Source organism: Pseudonocardia sp., from assembly GCF_029263155.1.
GTDB lineage: Bacteria > Actinomycetota > Actinomycetes > Mycobacteriales > Pseudonocardiaceae > Pseudonocardia.
In genome coordinates, this window is sequence record NZ_JAJCYB010000058.1 from 53308 (window position 1) to 74145 (window position 20838).

20 protein-coding genes and 1 pseudogene are annotated in these 20838 nt (G+C 69.8%); 7 read left to right on the forward strand and 14 right to left on the reverse strand.

Annotated elements, in window-relative coordinates:
- Window positions 1–295: 295 nt before the first annotated feature.
- On the forward strand, window positions 296–535 hold the full coding sequence (locus Q1K26_RS11835; protein ID WP_300010558.1) for a hypothetical protein: 240 nt from the start codon (window positions 296–298) through the stop codon (window positions 533–535).
- 407 nt (window positions 536–942) lie between these two features.
- Window positions 943–1548 carry a hypothetical protein gene (locus Q1K26_RS11840; RefSeq protein WP_300010561.1) on the forward strand — a complete coding sequence of 202 codons (606 nt, stop codon included), beginning with the start codon at window positions 943–945 and terminating at the stop codon, window positions 1546–1548.
- Between the two features lie 10 nt (window positions 1549–1558).
- On the opposite strand, the gene mobF is transcribed toward Q1K26_RS11840, so the two are convergent.
- The 12 genes and pseudogenes from mobF to Q1K26_RS11900 all read right to left on the reverse strand — a co-directional run bounded on the left by mobF (window position 1559) and on the right by Q1K26_RS11900 (window position 12928).
- Complete coding sequence (gene mobF, locus Q1K26_RS11845) at window positions 1559–6073, reverse strand: MobF family relaxase (RefSeq protein WP_300010564.1); 4515 nt, start codon at window positions 6071–6073, stop codon at window positions 1559–1561.
- Complete coding sequence (locus Q1K26_RS11850; protein WP_300010567.1) at window positions 6073–6867, reverse strand: hypothetical protein; 795 nt, start codon at window positions 6865–6867, stop codon at window positions 6073–6075. The genes mobF and Q1K26_RS11850 overlap by 1 nt, the downstream gene beginning before the upstream one ends.
- Entirely contained in the window at window positions 6864–7280 is a 417-nt protein-coding gene (locus tag Q1K26_RS11855; RefSeq protein WP_300010570.1) for a hypothetical protein, read from the reverse strand. Before Q1K26_RS11855 ends, Q1K26_RS11850 begins: the two co-directional genes overlap by 4 nt.
- Window positions 7281–7381: 101 nt before the next feature.
- Entirely contained in the window at window positions 7382–8107 is a 726-nt protein-coding gene (locus tag Q1K26_RS11860; protein ID WP_300010573.1) for a hypothetical protein, read from the reverse strand.
- Complete coding sequence (locus Q1K26_RS11865) at window positions 8091–8570, reverse strand: hypothetical protein (RefSeq protein WP_300010576.1); 480 nt, start codon at window positions 8568–8570, stop codon at window positions 8091–8093. The genes Q1K26_RS11860 and Q1K26_RS11865 overlap by 17 nt, the downstream gene beginning before the upstream one ends.
- Window positions 8567–10540: a TraM recognition domain-containing protein gene (locus Q1K26_RS11870; protein WP_300010579.1), complete on the reverse strand. Its 1974-nt coding sequence runs from the start codon at window positions 10538–10540 to the stop codon at window positions 8567–8569. The genes Q1K26_RS11865 and Q1K26_RS11870 overlap by 4 nt, the downstream gene beginning before the upstream one ends.
- Window positions 10537–11190 carry a DUF2637 domain-containing protein gene (locus tag Q1K26_RS11875; protein WP_300010582.1) on the reverse strand — a complete coding sequence of 218 codons (654 nt, stop codon included), beginning with the start codon at window positions 11188–11190 and terminating at the stop codon, window positions 10537–10539. The genes Q1K26_RS11870 and Q1K26_RS11875 overlap by 4 nt, the downstream gene beginning before the upstream one ends.
- Entirely contained in the window at window positions 11187–11471 is a 285-nt protein-coding gene (locus Q1K26_RS11880; protein WP_300010584.1) for a hypothetical protein, read from the reverse strand. Before Q1K26_RS11880 ends, Q1K26_RS11875 begins: the two co-directional genes overlap by 4 nt.
- Window positions 11468–11899 (reverse strand): hypothetical protein, encoded by a 432-nt coding sequence (locus tag Q1K26_RS11885; protein ID WP_300010586.1) that lies wholly within the window; start codon window positions 11897–11899, stop codon window positions 11468–11470. Before Q1K26_RS11885 ends, Q1K26_RS11880 begins: the two co-directional genes overlap by 4 nt.
- A 293-nt stretch (window positions 11900–12192) precedes the next feature.
- A pseudogene (locus tag Q1K26_RS11890) lies at window positions 12193–12423 on the reverse strand (WhiB family transcriptional regulator); the annotation flags it as partial.
- A gap of 8 nt (window positions 12424–12431) precedes the next feature.
- Entirely contained in the window at window positions 12432–12653 is a 222-nt protein-coding gene (locus Q1K26_RS11895; protein WP_300010588.1) for a hypothetical protein, read from the reverse strand.
- 2 nt (window positions 12654–12655) lie between these two features.
- Window positions 12656–12928 carry a hypothetical protein gene (locus Q1K26_RS11900; RefSeq protein WP_300010591.1) on the reverse strand — a complete coding sequence of 91 codons (273 nt, stop codon included), beginning with the start codon at window positions 12926–12928 and terminating at the stop codon, window positions 12656–12658.
- A 189-nt stretch (window positions 12929–13117) separates the two neighbouring features.
- Between Q1K26_RS11900 and Q1K26_RS11905 the strand changes: the two genes are divergently transcribed.
- The 5 genes from Q1K26_RS11905 to Q1K26_RS11925 all read left to right on the forward strand — a co-directional run bounded on the left by Q1K26_RS11905 (window position 13118) and on the right by Q1K26_RS11925 (window position 18989).
- On the forward strand, window positions 13118–13489 hold the full coding sequence (locus tag Q1K26_RS11905) for an XRE family transcriptional regulator (RefSeq protein ID WP_300010594.1): 372 nt from the start codon (window positions 13118–13120) through the stop codon (window positions 13487–13489).
- A gap of 242 nt (window positions 13490–13731) precedes the next feature.
- On the forward strand, window positions 13732–14934 hold the full coding sequence (locus Q1K26_RS11910; protein ID WP_300010597.1) for a helix-turn-helix transcriptional regulator: 1203 nt from the start codon (window positions 13732–13734) through the stop codon (window positions 14932–14934).
- A 2-nt stretch (window positions 14935–14936) separates the two neighbouring features.
- Entirely contained in the window at window positions 14937–15437 is a 501-nt protein-coding gene (locus Q1K26_RS11915) for a flavoprotein (RefSeq protein ID WP_300010599.1), read from the forward strand.
- Between the two features lie 366 nt (window positions 15438–15803).
- Window positions 15804–16778, forward strand: coding sequence for a hypothetical protein (locus Q1K26_RS11920; protein ID WP_300010601.1), 975 nt, complete (start codon window positions 15804–15806; stop codon window positions 16776–16778).
- A gap of 510 nt (window positions 16779–17288) precedes the next feature.
- A complete protein-coding gene (locus tag Q1K26_RS11925; RefSeq protein ID WP_300010604.1) occupies window positions 17289–18989 on the forward strand; it encodes a hypothetical protein in 1701 nt (566 codons plus the stop codon).
- An 886-nt stretch (window positions 18990–19875) separates the two neighbouring features.
- Here Q1K26_RS11925 and Q1K26_RS11930 read toward each other — a convergent pair.
- Both Q1K26_RS11930 and Q1K26_RS11935 read right to left on the reverse strand, forming a co-directional pair.
- Window positions 19876–20133, reverse strand: coding sequence for a hypothetical protein (locus Q1K26_RS11930; protein WP_300010607.1), 258 nt, complete (start codon window positions 20131–20133; stop codon window positions 19876–19878).
- Window positions 20134–20469, reverse strand: a complete 336-nt coding sequence (locus tag Q1K26_RS11935) for a DUF6247 family protein (protein ID WP_300010610.1) — start codon at window positions 20467–20469, stop codon at window positions 20134–20136.
- Window positions 20470–20838 lie beyond the last annotated feature (369 nt).

Genomic DNA, 20838 nt, shown 5'->3' on the forward strand with positions numbered 1-20838 from the left:
TGAAGGCACTGCGGTCGTAAAGGGTCCCGTATCTTCCGGCATCGACCCGCCGCTTAGTCCTGCGACTCTCGATCGCATACGATATCGCAAAGACCGTCGCGGGGATCGCGAAGATTAACGTCACCGACTCTTGCACGCCAGATTGCTCCAACGCCAGGAACATCAGCGCGATTGCTGGCACTACTGAGTACCAAGCCCACCATAGTGCAGCCGTGAAACTGCGAGAGCGGTCTCTTGTGAACCGGGGATTCCGCCAGTGGTCGTGATAAGCGCGCCAGTACGTATCCTGGACTGCGTGCGCGTGTCGCAGATCCTCAACCGCTCTTTCAGTGGGACTGAGGGCCGCACGCCTCTGAGCTTCTTTTCGGCCATCCTCCTGCTTTTCGATGTCGCGGTAGTAATCACGCCAGTAATTATTGTCGGCAATGGCATCTCGCAGGCTAATCTCTTCACGGTAGGCTTGACGTCCGCGCTCCTCCTCATAGCCACGCCTGAAGTTTTCATCACTACCCATCGAAACCTCAATTCCTGCTGACATCGCGGGAACCAGCTAGTCGGTAGGTCGTGAATCCTCGCACCCGCGTTACGACCGACGTTGTCCCCTACCGGTTGCTCCACCGTCGATCGGGCGTGCGCAGCAAGGCCGCGCCGTCGTCGGGGCCGCAAGGCGCGCTGGTGGCGGCGGGCGCGAGGCATTCTGTTCGCCTTGCGCTCGTCGTTGCCGGCGTGCTCGTGCCTTGCGGCCCCGGCGCCGGTGTGGCATCCCTTCAGGGCGACCGATTGGCGGTGGAGCAACCCCGCCCCGCTCGCCCCGCCACGGCCTGACCGCAGCTGACGCTGATTGCCCCTCCACCGGAGTGAGGGCCGGGGGTTCGGGGGCGGAGTCCCTGAGTGTTCTTCGCCCGCTCAGGAATGTCGGGGGTCGGCCGCACACTTGCCGCCATGGATCCTGCGCTGGACGGGCTGGTGGACGCCGTGGAGGCTGGCGCGGTCGAGCTGGCTGACGAGATGCTGCGCCGGTCGGGTGCGGTATGTCCGCCGACGGTGCACCTGATATTCAAGCACCTTCCGCAGCCCTACATCGGCAGCGTGGCGACCCGGCCGTTCCGGCGCGGCGTCGACGCGGCCGCGGCGGTGGCTGCGCTCGGGCTGCTGCCGTCCGTCGTGCATGCGACTCGGCTGGTCGTGGTGTGGGACTACTCCGACATGTGCGCGGCGTTGGACCTGCCCGACTGGCGGGAAGGCCGGTACCCGCTCGGGCTCGTGGTGCTCGATGCCGACCTGGCCGAGCATGTCGTGCGCTGGCACCCGTTCCAGATGCGCACGGACGCCACCTCCGATCCGGCTGTTCCGATCCCGGTCACGGCGTCGATCTGGCCGGAGTGGGGCGCGGTGGTCCGGCATCCGAGCGCGGAGCTACCGGCGCCGGTCGCCGAGCTGCTGGCGATGTGGCGGGAGCTGCGGCGCGGCGACGTCGCGGCGACTCGCGCCGAGCTGGAGGCGGCCGGGTTCGTCGTCAACTGGGTCTCGGATCTCGCCCGGCGCTGACCGGTACGAGTTAGGACTCGCGGGTCAGGGCGTCCTCCTCACCTGCGTCGGTGCTGGAGTCCTCGGCGGTCGTCGCGGTGTCGGCGCCCGACCAGCGGGTGAGTTCCTCACGGCGGGCTGCCTCAGCGGCGTCCCGGTCGTCGGCGTCGGCCGCGGCGCGGGCCGCGTCCGCGGCCTGACGCTCGGCGATCTCAGCCAGCGTGGCCTGCGCTTTCTGCACTGCGACCGTGGACTCGTCAGCCGGCAGCACACGCCTGCGCTCGGGCGGGTCGGCGGTCTCGGTGGCCTCCGGGGTGCTGACGTCGCGGATGTCGGGCAAGTCAGTCTCGACCGCATCGGGTTGATCCCGCCGTCGGGGTTCGTCTCGGGCCGGCTCGTCGCGCAATGACGGCCGGTCGTCGTGGGCGTCCGGGAGGAGATCGGCCTCAGTGATCGGCTGGTCCCGTTCGCGCTCGGCCTGCTCGGCGTGGTGTTCCGCGAGCCAGTCCGGGCCGGTCGTGCGGTCGTCGGGCCGATCGATGTCGACGCCTCGGGCACCGAGTTCGGTGCGGGAGCGGTCGGCGTTGTCCCGGCTGATGGCGGTGTGGGTGAACCACGCCGCGCGTGCGGCGTCGACGATCTCCAGCTCGGCGATCTGCTCGGCCAGGCGGGCGGCCTCGGCGCGCGCGTCGTCGGCTTCCGCTCGAAGCCGCGCCGCGTCATCCGGGGCCGTGTCGGGGGCGTCGGCACGGGCGGTCCACAGGGTGGCATCGGCCGCGGCGCGGGCGTGTTGCTGGTGGGCGGCGGCCAGGTCGTCCTCCACCCACCGGGGCGCCCAGGCGAGTTCGCGTTCGTAGGCGCGGATCCGAGAGCGCAGGGCGCCGTCTGACAGGTTGGCCTCCTCCGCTCCGGCGTCGACGAGCGCGAGGGCCTCGTGCGCGGCGCGGAACATCACGGCGTGCTCGACGCGGCCCTTGCCGGGGGCGTTGCCGAGCGGATCGTGCTCGTCGGTGTGGTCGACGAGTTCGCGGTAGGCCGCGGCCCAGCCGGCCCGGTGCTCCCAGTCCTGCCGTGCGACCAGCTGCGTCGGGTCCGTGCCGTCGGGGACTGGCCCGAGCGCGTCGATCGCCCAGGCGGGCGCCTCGGAGGCGGTGAGGGTGCCGAGTTCGCGGCGCCGGTCGTCCGCGGCGTCGGCGAGCTGATGCAGGCGTGCGGCGCGCTTGTCGTCGACCGGCTCGGCGTCGCGGAGGTGGTGCGGGATGAGGTCTGCGGCGCCGCCGCGGAGGTGCGGCGTAAGCTTCCCGGCGAGCGCGTGGGTGATGCGGTGGTGCAGCACCTGCGCCGGGGAGTCGGCATCGTGGAGGCTGCGCGCCTCGATCGCGGCGGTCAGGACCTGGTCGGGATCGTGGCCGGCGAGTTCGGTGGTGCGCAGCAGGCGTTCGAGTGAGGCGAACGCGTCGTCGGCAGCGAGCTGGCCGCGCTGGTGCGGCGTCAGGTGGCCCTCGGCGGCGAGCCGGTCGAGGGTGTCGGCGACGCGGCCGGCGCTGACGTCGCGGATCAGGTCGGCCATGCGGTCGACCTGGGTCATCACCGACCGGGCCTCGTCCTCGGCGTGGGACTGCTCGGCAAGCGCGCTCCGGTCCTCGCGGATCGACGCGAGGACGTCGGAGAGGACGGCTTCGGGGGTGCGGGCGGCGGCGTCGAACGTCTCCCCCGTCTCGGCGTCGGGCGCCAGGTGGCGCGTGACCACGTAGATCGTGTTGCTCTCCCGGCCGCGGGTGGCCGGGACGTACAGGCCGGCGGCGTCGGTGCCCAGGCCGGTGACGGCGTGGCCTGTATCGACGGTGCGGCCCTGCGCGGCGTCCTTGGTCGAGGCGTAGCCGAGCGAGACGTGCTCGCGGACGTACGTGCCGGGCAGCTGCATCAGTGCGCCGAGCTGCTCGCCCCACGCGTTGCGTTCGATGTCGGACGTGGCGTCGTTGGCGAGGATTGGGGCGACGGTCAGCCCGCCGTCGGCCCGGGTGGCGATCACGCGGTAGGTCTGGCGGGTGATCGGTGCGGCGGTGTTGCCCTCGAACCCGCGCAGGTGCCACGCGAGCGCCCGGGCCTGGACCAGGTCACCGACCCCGGCGACGGTGCCCCGCCAGTCGGCAAGGGCAGAGCCCTCCCCGAGGGGCACGCCCTCCTCGGCGACCCGCCCGAGCCGGACGAGCTCGGACCGCAGACCAGCCGACACCCGCGCGGCCGCCGCGTTCGTGCCGACCATCAGCAGCGACTCGCGGCCCTCGAGGGTGTCGGCCAGCCACGCCCGGGACGCGGCGGCCTCGGCCTGCTCCGCGGTGCCGCCGTCGACGAGCCGGCCGCGCTTGGTGTACTCGGCGAGCACGCTCGCGTCGCCCTCGCGCAGGCGCAGCGACGCCGGGCCCTCCCAATCGTTGGTGAAGCGACGCACCTCGGAGAGCTGGTAGGTGATGCCGTGCTCGGCGACGTCGGCGAGCGCGCCGCCCGGGCCGATCGCGGTCAGCTGGCGCGGGTCGCCCACGAGCAGCAGCTTCGCCCCGGCCGCCTGGCAGCGCGCGCGGATGGAGACGAGATCGCCCGTCTCGGCGGTCCCGGCCTCGTCGACGACCACCAGGTCGTCACGGCCCAGCCGCCACGACTCGTCATCGCCGGTGGGGCCGGTCGCGGGCCCGGGACGATCGAGGCGGTTCTGCGTCGCGAGCCAGGCCCGGACGTTCTTCGCCGCGAGCCCTTCGCCGGCCAGGACCTCGGCAGCGTTCTGGTACGGCGCGAGCCCGAACACCCGGCGCGGCGTTTCGCCGTCAACGGTCCAGGTGTCGGCGATCGCGCCGACGACGAACGACTTGCCGGTGCCCGCGGCGGCGGTGAGGACCTCGACCTGCGCACCGGAGGTCAGCACGCCGCGCAGGGTGCCGGCCTGGTCCGGGCCCAGCGTGATGCCGGACTCGGCGAACCGCGCGGCGACGTCGTCGACCTGGTCGTCGGTGAACCGGTGCGCGCCGCGCTCGACGGCGGCGGCGATCAGCGAGCGTTCGGCCGCGAGCTGGCCGGGCGTGGCGTACCGGGTCGAACCGTGCCGGGCGTACACCGACTCGCCGTTCGCCAGGCGCAGCTCGTCGGGCAGCGCGTCCACGTCCTCGGCCGGGCCGAGCCGCTGGGCACGCTCGAGCGCGGCATCCGTGAGGCCGTCGAGCAGCGGCAGGATGTCGTCGGGCGGTACCCCGAGATGCCCGGGCAGGGCGTTCGAGACCGCCAGGAACATGTCCGAGCGGGAGTAGTGCGCCCGGGTCTTGGCGACCTCGGCGACGGCCCGCTCGATGACGTCGAGCGGGGAGAACTGCGCCACCTCGCCGGGGTTCTGCGCGCGCTCGACCAGCCGCTCGGCGAGCGGCGCGAGCCCGCCGGTGACCCGCTCGCGGGCCATCTCCTCCCACCGGGCGAACTGCTCGTCCCGCGTCTCCCCCTCGTGGGACTTGGCCTTGCGCGTCACGAGCGTGGCCTGCTCGTGGATCACTGCGCGCTCGTAGGGCGACGGCTCGCGCCCGACCTTCGCCGTGAACTCGTGGATCAGCTCGGCCGCCTTCGGCCCGATCTGCGCGCGCCGCGACGAGTAGAGGTCCAGCAGCTCGCGGTCGACGCCGACGACCTCGCGCGCCTTCCCGTCCGGGCGGGTCTCCACCCGCACGCCGAGCGACTGCGCCAGGTGGGCCTCCATCACGCGCTCCGCGATCGCCGCGGCCGCGGCCTTGTGCTCGTCGATCGCCCGCCCGTCGACGGTGCGCCACTCGCCATCAGCGCACAGGACGCGGTTGAGGATGGCGTTGTGAATGTGCCACTGCGGGTCCCGCTCACGGGAGTCGTGCTGGAAGAACTGGGCGACGACGAACTCGTGCGCGTCCATCCAGCGCCCGGACTCGCCGCCGTGGTGGCCGACGCGGGAGTAGCCGGCGTGCTCCTGGAGGTAGGCGAGCCCGGCGCGGGTGCCGGCCATCATCGCGTCCTCGACGGCCTGGGCGTGGGTGTCCCATGCCTGCGCGGCCACGTCGTCACCGCGCAGCCGGGCGTCGTTGGCGGCCCGCTCGAACGCCAGACCGGTGACGGTCACCGACTTGGGCGCGGAGAACGTGACGTCGATGAACGTCACGGCCTGCCGCGCCGAGCGCCCGGCCTGGGCCCGCAGCGCCGCGCGCTCTTCGGGCCCGGCCTCGGGGTTGGCCTCCAACAGGGTCGCGTAGATCTGCTCCGCAGAGCGGTACTTGCGGTGGCCGGCGGCGAGCGCCTCCGCCTCGTCCCAGGTGGTCCGGTCGTGCGCGGCGGGGTCGCGCGGGTCGAGCAGGCGCGTATAGACGGCTTCCATCAGGTCGGCGTCGACCTCACCCGCGAGTCCGAGCGACTCGGCGCCCTTGCCCCACCACAGGCCCGGTGGCTCGCCGGCCGCGACGGCGCCGGTGTAGTAGCCCTCACGGGCCTTGGCGACCTCGTCTGTCAGATACCGCACGGAGTGCCCGCGGTGGATGCTCAGCATCACGGCTCCAGTCGAGCGGCGAGTGCTGCGGCGTCGCCCTCGTCGTCGGCCGGCCAGCGGTCGAGGACGTCTGTGTGGGCTGCCGCGATGCGCGCAGCGTCCGGTCCAGTCATTGCCGCGACCGCGGCGCGTGCCCGCGCCACCGCGTCAGCGTGCACCGAGGCGAACTCGCTGCGGACGAGTCGGCGCGCGGGGTTCGGCGAGTCGTCGTCGAGGTAGCCGGCGGCCACCGACCGCAGCCCCGACTCCCGGTGGCACCGCTCGGCGCGCTCCATCAGCGCGACCCATGCGGCGTAGTCCGCCTCCGGGTCCGTCACGCCGGGCTCGCCTGCGATCTCGGCCGGGCAGCTGACGCGGGCAGACGCCAGGTCGCGCTGGACGCGGGCCAGGAACAGCGCCGCGAACCGCTCGGTCGGCCACTGCGCCTCCTGCAGTTCCCGCAACGCGTCGCGGCATGTGGCGCTCAGATCGTCGTTCACGGTGTCCTCCTGCTGGCCGATGTTGATCTTGTAAGGCGAGTACCGGAGCAGTTCCGAGCGGGCCCGCCAGGGCTCGCGACGGGCACCACAGGATCGTGATGCGTGGGTGTGGGTCTTGCTCTTGGTCTTGTTGCTACGGGTGTTGTCTCGGTGGTTGTTGTCGTGCTTGTGGTCTGGCTTCTGGTCGTTGTTCTTGTTCTTGTCGTGGTCGTTCTGGTCGGGATGCTTCGGATCGGTCTTGGCGTGTCGAGTGTTGGTCAAGATCGGGAGTTCTCGGGTTGAGGTGGGCTCGGTGACGTGCTGGTCGGCGTTCAACGGTCTGTCCTCCGGCTCCGGGATCGGATCGAGACGCCGTGCGCGCGGAGTGCGCGGAGGACGGCGCTCGGGCTGGCGTCGAGGACGGCGGCGATCCCGCGCGAGCTGGCGCCGGCCCGGTAGAGCCAGGCGGCCCGCTCGACGTCCAGCGGGCCGGACGCTCCGCGCGCGGTGGCGCGGCGGTGGCAGGACCGGCAGAGGGGCCGGTAGCGGCCCGGATCGAGGCTGTAGCGGTGGCCGCGGGCGGGGTCGGTGCGCTCGTCGGGATCGGTGCCGTCGTAGGACCACAGCTGCGCCTCGCGGTCGCATCCAGCGCACGGCTGGGCCGCCGCTGGACCGCGGACCGTCGCGAGCCGCTGGCGCATCGCGCAGTAGCCGGGAGCCGCCGCAGCGTCGCGGATCTCGGCGCTCACGTCCCCGCCGCGGTGGACCCGATCCCAGTGCAGGCGACAGAGCCCACGGCCGTGGTGCGGGCGCTCGCAGCGCGGGACGGTGCAGCGGCGCCGCGCCCGGCTCACCCGTAGCCCCCGTGCTGGGCGAACTCGGCCTGCTCGGCCTCGGTGACCACCGCCGGGGATGGCGTGGGTCCGGCGGTCCGGGTGGCGGCCCAGTGCGCGGCAACGGCCGCGTAGTGCCCGACCAGCGGCGGCGGGGTGGGCTCGGTGACCTCGGCCGGCCGCCCGTTGCGGTCGACGTGCCGCGACAGGGAGCACCCGCCGAGCAGCGCGTTGACGCGGCGCTCGACTCCGGTGCGCTGCCGGTCGTGCCAGTCCCCCACGCGCAGCCAGGACCCGCTATCGGGGTGGAATGCGTCGGCGTGGGCGCAGCGCAGCCACCACAGCTCCTCGATCACCTCGGGGTGCCAGAGCCAGCACGAGGACAGCTGCGCGCGGGTGTAGCGCACGTAGACGCGGCCCATCCACTCCGTCAGGTCGGACAGGTCGGCGGCGGCCTGGTCGGCGTCGTTGGTCAGCAGCCACGACCGGACCGGGGCCGGCTCGTCGCCGGGCCCGTCGGCGCCGCCGGGTGGCGCGAGGCGACCGGCCAGCGCGGCGACGTCGGCGGCGAGCTGGAGCACGTTCCTGTCGACGGTGTCGATGCGGCGAAGGGCCCGCTGGAGCGCACGGCCGAGCGCGACGATCGTCGGATCCTCGCCTCCCGGTGCGGGCGCCGTCCCGCCCGTGGGGTGGTGGCCGTTGGCGGTTGCGCCGACCGGGCGGTCATCATCGGGCGTCGGCATCGGTACTCCAGTCCGCAGCGTCGGTCGAACCAGCGGCCGCGTCGTCGGCGTGCCACCGGGCGAGCTGTTCGCGGCGGTCCGAACCCGGCTCGTACTCGCGGAAGCACCCAGGCGGGTTGCGGCTGGCGATGGCGTCGAGGTCGTGCTGATCCAGACCCCACTGGTGGACGGGGACGCCGACCTCGCGGGAGGTCTCGTCGAGGTAGTCGGCGATCATCGCCTCGGCGCGGGCCCGGTCGTGACCCATCGCCGTGAGCCGGTCGGCCGCCTCGCGGAAGCTGACGACCTCGTCCGCCGGGCCGGGCGCCGGAGCACGCTCAGCGGCGGCGATGCGGTCGAGCAGCGCGTCCTTGTCGGTGAGGAAGGCGGCCCGTTCGTAGGGGTCGACGTGGCGGCCTGGCGTCGAGAGCCGGCGCAGTCGGGCCGTCAGGTCGGCGATCTCTCGCGCGGTGGGCCTGCTCATGAGGCACCGCCCCACGGGTCGCCGTGATCGTCCGGGCGAGCCCACTCGGACGGGAACGGGATGACCTCGGCGCCGTTCGCCGACTTCGTGGTCTCGACGACCTCGCCCGGGACAACCTGCGGGGACCGGTAGCCGGTCGAGCCGCCGTGTCCGGTGACGTGGACCCGCAGCGCCGTCCCACGCTTGCGGCACCACCCGGAGACGGCACGCCCACGAGCGCCCTTCCACGCCCGCGCGGGGCGAGTCCGGCGGGCGACCCAACCGACCGCGCGGGCGACCTGCCGGGCCCGCCAGGCGCGAGCGCGGACCGTGAGGGCGTTGGGGTGGTGGAACGCGTGCACGTCGCGACGGCGCCACGCCTGCTCGGCCCGCCCGATGACCGGCGGCATGTCGCGGCGGAACACCACCACCCGCCCGGCCGGGAGGTTCGCCAGCTGCGAAGGCCCGAGCACCGGGACCCGCCGCGTCGTGCGGGACGCCACCCGTCCGTGCAGATCCGTGGTCATGGTCGGCTCGTCCCGCTCCCCCGCCAGCGTCGACCAGTAGTTGAGGTCATCGCGGTCGGCGGTCCCGCCGTACAGCACGCGGGCACCGGAGTTGTTGAGGATCACGGCGGCCTTGGCGTCGCCGTAGCGGTCGAGCAGCTGCGCGCGGGACTGGAAGCACGCGATGATCGAGATACCGCGGCCGCCCATGTCCGCGCTCCACTTGTCGAGCGGGATCGGGCAGATCAGCGCGGCCTCGTCGAGACGCAGCGACAGCGGTGGGTCGAGCCGCCCGCCCGGCTGCTCCTCGGCCAGGCGGCGGGCCTCCCGGGCGACGTATCCGGTCAGCGCGCACACCAGCGGCGTCACCTGCGCCTCCTCGCCACCGAGCAGGTAGACCGTCGCCTTCGACGCGAGCAGCGCGGCGACGTCGAACGGCCGGCCGCCCTGCGCGACCGGGAGCGCGGCGGCCTTCGCCGGCCCGTGGGTGAGCCAGCCCAGCGCGGGCGCGATCGTCGAGCTGATCGACGTCCGGGTCTTCTCGTTGGTGGCGATGAACTGCCGCACGGCCGTCTCGAACGCGGGCTCCGGGCTCTTGTTGCGCAGCAGCAGGAGGATGCGCTGGGCGTGCTCGTCCGGCTCGGCCACCCACTTGCCGACGTCGTGCATCGTCAGACCGCCCAGGGCGGCAGCGTGCATCAGCGCGGCCAGGTTGCGACGGCCCTGCTCGTCCCAGTAGTCCCGGTCGCTGCTGGAGCCGCGGTTGGCGGCGGCGAGCATGTCGGTGGCCCGCTCGTTCGCCGTGGCCGGGTCGGTGCACCCGGTCAGCGGGTCGAACGTGATCGTCGACGGTCGCCCGCCCAGCCCGACCGGGTTGAACACCAGCACCGGGCCGACCTCCTCGCGCAGGGGCCCGGTCTGGTCGAGCAGGTCCGTGCGCGTCGAAGTGACCAGGACGGCGCCCGGGGCGTCGAGCACGCGGCCGGCGAGCCACTGCGTCTTGCCGACCCGCGGGCCGCCGAACACCACGACGAAGTCCTCGATCGACGCCCACACCCGCAGCGCCCCGACCGTGCACAGCTCCACCGCGACCGCAGCAGCGGGCAACTGCAGCAGCTGCCCCAGGCGGGCCCGCCGCGTGTCGACGCGCAACGACGGGCGGACGTTCGGCGTGCGGCGACGCATCGCGAGCGCCGACCCCACCCGCACGATGTCGCCCGACGATGCCACCCCGGCCTTGCGGCGCGAGGACGCGCCCCAGCGGGTGACCGTCGCCATCGTGCGCCCGTGCCGGTACCAGAGCCATCCCGCTACGGCGGCGGCGAGCACCCCGAGGACGAACGGGTGCGTCGTGCGCACCAGCGACATCCCCAGCATGGCCGCAGCGGCGGCGCACCCGATGCTGACGGCGCGGGCTCCGCGGCGCCAGAAGAACATCGCCGCCGCGACAAGGGCGGCCAGCAGCGTGAGAGCAGGGACGTTCACGACGGTGCTCCTGATCCGTTGAGAGAGTGAGTCCGCGCCGGGTCCGGGTCCGGGTCGGCCGGGCGGTTGCGGGCGAGCAGCTGGCGGGCCTCGTACTCGCTGATGTCCAGCTCCCGCGACAGGCGCCGGCGCCCGACGCCCTCGGCGATCAGCGCCGCGGCCCGCTCCCCCTGCGGCGATTCGGCGGCCGGGGCGTGCTCCCACAGGCGCGACAGGCCGTGGTCGTCGAGGTCGAGATCGGTGTCGGGCAGTAGCTGGGCTTCGTCAGCGCGCCCGACCAGGACGGCGAGGTGCACGACCGCGCCCAGCACGGCCGGCGCGATCGCGGAGACGACCACGACTACCCACCACGCCGGGGCGAGCGCGAACGCGGCCAGGCCGTGACCGAGCGCGTTGGCCGCGACGGACAGCCCGAGCAGCGCCAGCGCGAGCGCGCGGGCGAACCGCCGTGCGGAGTGAGCGGACCAGCCGCCCAGCCACACCAGCGACCCCGCCGCCGCGCCTGCGTCGACCACGACCGGGAGCAGCCACGCCAGCCACGGGGCGAACCCACAGACGAGAGCGAGATCGCGCAGCGCGGCGAACGACAGGACGGCGGCCGCAGCGGCGACCACGAACAGCAGCACGTAGAGCACGGTGCGGGCCCTCATCGGATGCCGCGCTCGATCTCGGACACCGCGACGGCCGCCCCGATCAGCACCGCGCCCAGGCTCACCGCGACCACGACTCCGCCCACCAGCAACGCCAGCAGACCGAGGACGGTCGCGCCGGCCGCACCCGCGGCGGCGGCCGCGAGCAGCAACTGCTCCGGCACCGCGGGCGCCGGGCCCCGTCCCGCCTGACGGCCGTGCTCGACCGGCCACCAGGTCGCCTCCCAGGAATGCACCGGCTCGTCCTCGTCCCACGGCGGTCCATCCCACGGCCCCCTCACCGCGACACCTCGCCGTCGATCACGCCGTGCGGCGACGGGACGTCGCGGGCGTCCCGGACGCCGATGTGGCCGATCGCCGACCAGAACTCGTTGACGGCCTGCGACGCCTGCCGGAGCGCGGCGTGCGCCGCCCGCAGCTGCGCGACCGCGTCCACGAGCCGCGCGACAGGGTCGACGGTGTACGAGTCGTCGTAGACCGCGCGGCCCTGCCCGTAGGCGGCGACCTGCCCGGCGAGGATCTCCGTCAGGTCCTCCAGTGCGTTGACCGTCGCCAGGGCGTCACCGGCGATCGAGTAGAAGTCCGCGTGATCCGCGGCCGCCCACCTCTGGTGACGGGCCACCTCGGTCCAGCCGTCCGCGCCGATCTCGGCCGCCACCACCGCGGCGGGTCGCTCGTCGTCCCCGTGCGAACTGTCCGTCGTATTCACTACGCTCGGCCTCCTTCCGTGGTTCGAGTCCCTGCCTGGGTGTTGTGCTGCTGGGAGATCTGGAGGGGAGCCCGGTTGCCGCCGCGGCTCCCCTCCCTCGCGTCTCGCTCCCGCTCACGTGCGGCGCGGGCCTGCGCAGCCCAGCGCTGGACCGTGCGGCGGGAGGCTCCGAACTCGTGCTCCACGACCCGGCCGCGGCGCCCGGCGGCGATCTGGGTCCGGCCCACTGCGGCCGTCTCGTCGCGGCCGGCGCCGATCGGGCGGCCCATCGCGTCGACGTAGGGTTCGGCGCTGCGCAGGGCGCGCCGCTCGTCGGCGGTCAGACCACCGGCGATGCCGTGCGCGAGCGCGGTCAAGGCGAACTCGAGGCAGGCGGTCCGTACCGCGCAATGGGCGCAGATGGCCTTCGCCGCGGCGACCTGCTCCTCGTAGGCCGGACCGACCTCAGCGGCGGGGAAGAACGACTCCGGGTCTGCGGTCCGGCACTCGGCGTACCGGCGCCAGTCCCGCGTCTCGGTCGTCATGGCCGCGGTCATCCCTCCGCCCCCGACTCGCCGGTCAGCGGGTCGGACGCGGACCCGATGACCGTCAGGAAGTCCGACACCATCCCGGGCAGCCCGGCACCGGCCGGGGTCCCGACGAACAGCACGAGCCCGATCAGGGCGAACGCGACCGCGCCACCGGGGACCCGCGCCTTCGCACAGATCACCGCACCCGCGAGGGCGAAGAAGATGAGGATTCCGACGCCCGGCATGGCTACCTCACCCCCGAGCGCTGCTCGCGGGTGTCCGGGTGCGCCATCACCGACGCCGGATCACCGCCGGCCGCCCACGACTCCGCGGCGGCTCGGCTCACGTACCAGCGGTTGCCGATCCGTCGCGCCGGGAGCACCTCGGGGATGAGGCGCCGGATCTTCTGGCAGTTCGAGCTGGCCGAGCCGTTCTCCCCGACCTCGCCGAACCACAGCGTCGCCACCTCCTCGACCGTCATCAGCAGGCCGGCGCGCTCCACCTGGGCCGGCGCGCTCACCGGTCCGCTCCCGTTCCCTCATCACCGCTGGTCGACAGCGGCCCGTTCCGGTGACCTCGCATGATCACTCCCTTCCTCCAACAGCAGACTAGCATCAGTTGGCATCAATATTGATGGCAGTTGGCCACGGTTGTTACTGGAGATGGCGTCGATCGACGCCAGTTGTGGAAGTGGCCCTACGCTGCGCGTGTGGCGGACCCGGGCGAGCGCGACGACTGGGATGCTGTCGCGCGGGCGATCCAGAACCGGCTGGACGAGACGCGCTCGACGCAGATGGAGATCGCGTCGCGGGCCCGGGTGTCGTTGACGACGCTGCGCGAGCTACAGCACAACCTCAACCCGCGCCGCCGCCGTCCGCAGACTCTGTCCGCGGTGTCCGCGGCGCTGGGGTGGCCGGCGGGCTACCTCGCGCAGGTGCTGCACGGCGAAGCTGCGGAGCCACACGCGAACGAGTCCACAGATCCGGTGCTGTCGTCCCTCAGCGGCCTGGAGCAGGAGATCCGCGCTCTCCGGGCCCGAGTCGACCAGATCGAGCGTCAGCTAGCTGACGGAGACGAGTAGCGCGCAGGGCCGCGACCGCCTCGTCGAGCTGGTCCAGCTGGGCCTGTAGGCGGCGCGCGACGACCAGGCCCTCGTTGCGGGTCTCTCGACGATGCTGGGTCATCTCGTGCCACCTTCACCATTCGGCCGTGCGGCGGGTGAACGGGACCTATGCTCGGACACGTCCTTGTAGATGACCTGCACCAACGGCGGGCCGCACAAAAGTGCGAGCCGCAGTCGGGATCGCGAGGTGGGATGTGGGCATGGCGCTCGAAGGTCCCATCGGGGAACGCATCCGGATCTACCGGCTGCGCCGCGGCCTCAGCCAGCGACAGCTGGCCGGCCTGGTCCAGCGGTCCGAGTCCTGGCTGTCCCAGGTGGAGCGCGGCATCCGGTCCGTCGACAAGCTCTCCGTCTTGATCGACATCGCGAAGGTCCTGCACGTCAAGGTCGAGACGCTCAGCGGCCGACCCTTCGCGCTCGCCCCGAACGGCGATCCGGAGCTGGACGGCCTCGCAGCCATCCAAGACGCTCTCGGCTCCTACCCGGGACTCGGCGTCACCACCCCACGGCCGGCGAAGCTGTCGGACATCGAGCGGCTCACAACCGAGGTGCACCTGCGGTACCAGAGCGCCGACTACGGCGCGGCGACCCGCATCCTCCCCTCGCTGATCATCAGTGTTGACGGCCTGGTTGCCGAGTCCCGCGGCGTCGAGCGGCGCCAGGCACTCGAACTCCAGAGCAGCGTCTACGTCGCCGCGGCCAAGCTCGTGACCAAGGTCGGCAACGCCGAGCTGGCCTGGCTTACCGCCGACCGCGCCGCGGGCGCCGCGCTGCACGCGGAGTCGCCAGCCCTCGGTGCCGCGGCGGCGTACCAGGTCGCCTGCGCATTCCTGAAGAACGACCGCCTCGACGACGCTGAGACCATCGCGCTCATCACGGCCGAGAACCTCAACGACGACTCCCCCGCCGGGCTCTCCCTGCGCGGCGCCCTAACGCTAATCGCGGCCGTGATCGCGGGCCGGCGCAACGACCGCGGCGAGGCCATGGAACGGCTCCAGCGCGCGCAACTGCTCGCCGACCAGCTCGGCGAGGACGCCAACCACGGCTGGACTGCCTTCGGCCCGACCAACGTCGCCATCCATCGCGTCTCCACTGCAGCCGAGCTCGGCGACGCGGCCTCGGCGATCGCGCAGGCCGAGTACGTCGACGTCTCGTCGCTGCCCGACGGGCTGCTCAGCCGGCGCGCGCAGGTCCACATCGACATGGCATGGGCCTACACACAGCGCCGCGCTGATGCGGAGGCCGTCGTCAACTTGATGGAGGCCGAACGAATCGCCCCGCAGACGCTGCGCTACAACGTGGTCGTGCGCGAGTTGCTGCGGGAGATGCTGAAACGGGAGCGCCGCACCGCGACCCCCGGCCTACGCGCGCTGGCGCGCCGGGCGACCGTGCTGGAGGGCTGACCGTGGCGGCACGGGTCGCGTACGTCATTGCGTGCAGCGCGCCGCCGGTGCTTGACCTGACCAGTCTTCTCGACTTGCTCACCGAACGGGGCTGGGCTTCCTACGTGATCCTCACTCCGACGGCTGCGGCCTGGGTCGACGTGGACGCCCTTGCGGACGCCAGCGGCCATCCTGTCCGAATCGAGCCGCGCAGACCCGCCGACCCAGACCCACTCCCGCCGGCCGACGTCGTTATAGCCGCGCCGCTGACGTTCAACAGCCTCAACAAGTGGGCCGCCGGAATCAGCGACACCCTTGCGCTGGGACTACTCAACGAGGCTCTCGGCCTTGGGCTACCGATCATTGCGGCGCCGTGCGTCAAAGAGGCACTGCGGCAGCATCCGGCGTACCCGTGCAGCGTTGAGCGACTCCGATCGGCCGGCGTCACCGTGCTCGACACAAACGTAGTCGTTCACTCAGCAGTTGGCCCCCTACTCGACTGGCCGCTCGTCCTGCCGCCCTGACAACCGGAAAATCGTCGCACTGCAAACTTGCGTACTACAACTCTGCTTGATCCAGATGAGCGAATGGATCACAGTGTGCCTTCGTGATTGAGCGGGTCGGGCGTGCCGGTCACTGCCAAGTGGTCCGCTTTGGATCCGCTCCGCTCGCACACGGGCCCGCTTCTCGCACGGTCTGCACGATGCGTCCAGGTCGGTTCGATAGCGTGCCGCGGTTGGCCTCAAGGACCTGCAGCGCCCCACGCGGGACGCTGGTCCGAGTGCCAAACCTATGAGATGGTAAGTTGCGTACCCGAGCGATTTGCTCGACTGACTCGAATAGCGCTCCTGCAAGGAGAGCTGCTGGCGCAATGCAGAGGACCCACAGGGATGAATACTGAGGATTTTCAGCGTCTATCGGAGTATGAGTTTTTCCGCCTAGTCGAGGCCGCTCTACCGAATCTTCTAGACCTTGCATCAGTCGCTACCGAGGCAAGTCTTGGACGCAACCACCATAGGGCAGACTTCGTGGTCCAGCTTAATAGCGGGCGCCCTGCTATCGTGGAAGTGAAGGGACTACTACCCAGCACTCGGAGCCGCCTCGCGAGCGTCATCGCTCAACTGAGGAAACTATCCGAAGCCTACCGTGATCACGTCGGTATGAGGGTTCCTCAACTCGCCCTCGTGACCGCCGGCTCACTTTCGCCTGACAATGTCCAGTACTTGCGAGAGCACGGCATTGACTACGTCTTTGACGGAAATGACGTCAGCCGCGCACTTGCTGCCACTCCAGAAATACCAACCGCTGACTACAGACGATCCCCGGACAGCGAGGTTCCGCTATTCGGGAGTTTAATCGATGAACTCGACTCGATCACTCCAGGCAAGAAGCAGTGGGCAGAGTATCAAGCGATAGTCCAGGATATCTTGGAGCATCTATTCTGTCCGCCGCTCAGCAAGCCGATAAGTGAAAGTGCGAATTCCTCCCGAATCAATCGCCGCGACATGATCTTCCCAAACTATGCCACTGTCGGGCCATGGATGCATGTGCGAAATACTTACGAAGGCCATTTCGTCGTCGTAGATGCGAAGAACTATTCTGGGCCAGTCAAAAAGCGCGCCGTCATCGATATCGCCAACTATCTCACGAAGCACGGGACAGGCCTTTTCGGCATGCTTGTAACCAGAAATTCTAGTGATCGTGGCGCTGACATAACTAGGCGCGAGCAATGGTTCATGCACCAGAAATTGATAATCGTGGTTAACGACGATGACCTAAGGCAGATGTGGACAATGGCCGAGAATGGCGACGATCCAGCGCAACACATAATTCAGAAAATCGAGGACTTCCGTATAGCCTTTTAGGGTCTCGACCGACGCGGCGATGCGCATACCTTAACCCAGCCCTACATGCGCGCTTCGTCCCGAACGCGCGTCCCAGCGTCATCCTTGCTTGATTCGGTAGACCATCCGCGCTGATCGCTTTTGCCGCGTCCTGTGTCGTCGCGTTCGGGTGTGCGGCCCTTCGCTGCCCTTGACCCTTCGATCTTGACCACGCTGGGGCTCGCGCGCCATCCCGTCGGCCGGGCATCGCCCGCCCGCGCATCGGCACGGGGGCAGCCCTCGGCGCCACCGCAGAACTCGTGCGGCTCTGCTTTCGGGATGTTGTGTGGTCGCCCTCCGTGACGTCGACGGGGATGACGCATTTCGCCATCCCGGAGGCTTGCCTGCCAAGCGAGGCGCCCTCTGTCTCATTCTGCCCTTCTGGCTGGTCATGGCACGTTGCACCGTGCCGGCGAACGCACCCCGCGGTACTCACGTGCGTCGCCCCGTCCCGGTGACCTACAGCTCGGCGAGGGCACTCATACTGTTTGGATGACACGGATCGACTGGGGTCGCCGTAGCGGCGAAGAAGTTGAAACAGTCGTGGGGATACTCCTCTGTCGCCGGCACCCAACAGCCGAGCGGATCACACCGTCACAGGGCGATGCTGGCCTGGACGTCATCGTGCGGGAGCCAGATGGCTGGACCGTCTATCAAGTCAAGAGGTACGCAACACAGCCGAACGCGTCGCAGAAGAGCAAGATCAAGAAATCGCTTGACACCCTCATCGAACGCCGCGCCGCGACTACCGCGATCAAGGCATGGCATCTTGTCACGCCCGTCAGCCCTACCCCACCGTCACTGCTGTGGTTCACAGGCCTAACTGACTCGGCACCCTTTCCATGCACGTGGTCGGGCTCCGACTTTCTTGACGGTCTGGCGGCCGAGTTCCCGGACGTGATCGACTACTACTTTCGAGACGGTAAGGATCGGCTTGCTAGTGCAATGGCTGATCTCGCAACAGCTATGCAGCTTCCGAACGCTGCCACACCCACGATACGGCAGGGCCAAGGCCCGGAATTGGCGCCGACCGTGGCCGTTGCTCCCGTGTTAGCAACACACGATCTAATCAATAGTCTCGATCCACATTTCCGCTACGACTTCTCAGTTGATACCCAGCCTCCGGACCTTACAAGAAGCAGTGGATTCGTGTTCGCTGAGACCAGAGGCTCGGGGACGCAGTACTTCACTTTCAAGATCTACGAGAAGTACCGTGGTGCGCTCGCCGATCGACCCATCACCCTGAACGCCACCTTTCGTACGCCGGAACAGGCCGACCAGAATGCGATGAGAGATTTCATCGACTATGGAGCCCCACTCGAACTCGGTCAGAACCTCACGACTATTGATGCTGACCTGCCTGGCGGCCTAGCCGGCACCCTGACCGGCGCCATCCGAATCCTGCCGCTTGGTAGTCTGAGTGACAGTCAATCGCGCACGATGCGGATGCGCATAGTTGACGCTGCTGATGGCAGTGCGCACGAGGTCAAGCTCCACGTTCAGCCCGCGACGGCAGGCCTCGACGGCCGGAACCTGCGAGGGATGGCAGACGATGAAGGCGGTGCCTTCTCAGTCGAACTGCGCTACAAGGACGACGACAGTTCGCAGACATTCCAGTTCATTCCGCATGACTTGTCGGGGAAAGTCGCGAACCGGGTTGCATCAGGCCTTCATTTTCTGTCCAAGCTTCGATCAGGAAACACGTTCGAGATAGCTCAGGAATTCGGCCCCTACACGGGAGAACCGCAGCCAATTCCCCGTGACCTGACCGCCTTGGTTGACGATAAAGTACTAGAACTGATCGACAGTATTGTAGTCTTGCAAACTTTAACCAGCAATCAGCTGACCGTGCCAGATCTGTCTACTCTGACCCTTCAGCAAGGGGAGGAAATCGTAGTGGCTGCGAAGGTATCGCTTGGCGAGGAAGTTGTAGTCCATTTTAATAAGCTGGAGTTTACGCCGAACGGCTCTCCTGTCCCGGAAGGCGAGAACGCCATGTTCATAACTCAAGATCTCGACGTCAAAGTCGGCGAGCTGTCAATCAGCGTTGGACCCATCGGCTTTCACTTCGAGCGCGTCAAGATTGAACTAGAAGCGGACGCCGAGAACCCCGACGGCATAATTGTGGCGCGTCCCATAGACACTCCGAAAATGAAGGCAGTAGCACGCCTATTGCCCGCGACTGCCGAATAGCAGCCGTGCGCCGCGGGGACCGGCCGGAGGCCGCACGCCCCGCGCAAGCGCTTGCGGACTGCATCGGACAGAGCGCCGCACGGCGCCGCCTTGAAGTCGGTACAGAGTGTCTGAACCCGAGGACCACGAACCCGCCTTCAAGGTCGACGCTTACCAGCGAACGCGGGTGCCCGTGACTGCACCCAGAACATGATCGGCGTGGGGCAGTACCGTCGCTGACCAGCATCAACACACCGTACCGACGCTGGTCACCGCCGTGGCTTCCGAACAGCGGGTTCGGGGTTCGAGTCCCTGACGACGCACCCAAAGTAGCATGTCAGAGCTTTGACGCTCTGGCCTGCTACTCGTCTCAGGAGATCCATTCGTCGTCAACTCGACGCAAACCCTCCCGTAGCGTCCGACATGGCTCGTCCTCCGCTCGCCCTCGGGCGCCACGGCACGATCACCACCAAGCGTGATGGCGGCCGCTTGGGGCCCCCGACCCCCCCCCCGCGAGCGCGGGAACGACGGGGACTGGAGCGGCTGCTGTCAACGGACCTTGAATATTGACCCCGGATGGTTCTGAGATCGAGGTCTGCTGCATGCTCCGCGGTTGATCGATCAGGTCGCGGAGTTGGACAAGCTGGCTACGCACGGCGTTGAGCGCGGACTCCAGGCGCTCAACGCGGGTGGCGAGGTCTGCGGAGGGCTGCTCGGCTGATTCGTCCCAACATCACCCTGAGCGTGCCGCAAACAGGATCTGGGCTGCTGCGACGGGGTCGCAGGACCTCGGCCACGCCTTGTACAGGGGCAGAATCCGGCAGTAGAAGCATGTGACTCGACGAGTTCGACGAGTACCGATCCCGGAGCCAGCTGCCCGCGCCGCGTCGCGCCCCGCGCCACCGGCTCAGCCGAGCCATTGGACGAGCAGGACGTGCACCTCCGGCGGTTCCTCGACGATCAGGTACAGGACCTGCCCTGCCTCGTCCGGGCCGAAGAGCCACCGACGGACGGCCCCGTCCGAATTGGCGAGGTGCTGGGGCTCGCCGTTCCACGGCGCGACCTCGAGAACGTCGAGGACCTGGGCGTAGGCGGCCAGCGCCTCGACCGGCAGAGCCGCGACCTGCGCGAAAATGGACTCGTCCGGGACGATTCGGTATGGCACCTACCGGCCCAGTCGTTGTCTGATCAACGCCTGCATGTCCGTGTACGACCCGGCTGTCGAGTTGCGCCCCGTCCGCAGGATCTGCTCCGCCTTCGCCATCACCCGGGCGTGCGTTCCCGGCGACGACGTCTCGGTGGACGCGATGTGCCGCCACTTCCGCAGCAGATCCTGAATACTGCCCAGCTCCATCGACGCCTTCGCCCGATCCATGACGTGGCTCCACTCGGCGTCGAACTCCACCCGCAACTCCGCTGACAAGCTCTGCCGGATCGAACGCGGATCGGCCCCGGGCACGGGCTGCCCCGACGCTGCGGGGCGAGGCGCGGGATCGGGCATGCACAGACGATAGCGCCCGAGCCGCTGACCGCATCGAGACAGCGCCGCGCAACGCAGGTCGTCGCTTCGGTCGGCGCTCACGAGCGATCACGGTCGCCCACAGCACCCGCTGCAGATGATCGATTGACGGTCCGCACTACCGCTGACCAGCACCGGAGCCCAGCGGATCATGGTGCAGTGTACGTCTCCCGAATAGCGGGTTCGGGGTTCGAGTCCCTGTCGACGCACCCAGTGTCGGCGATCATGAAATTCCCCAGGTTGGAGGGGTTCACGATCAGGTAATTCCCCACCCGGCGATTACGTAATTCCCCACGGGGAGCGCGTGCGTGTCGGTCCCGGGTCTGGTCCTCGCAAGACCACAGGCTCCGG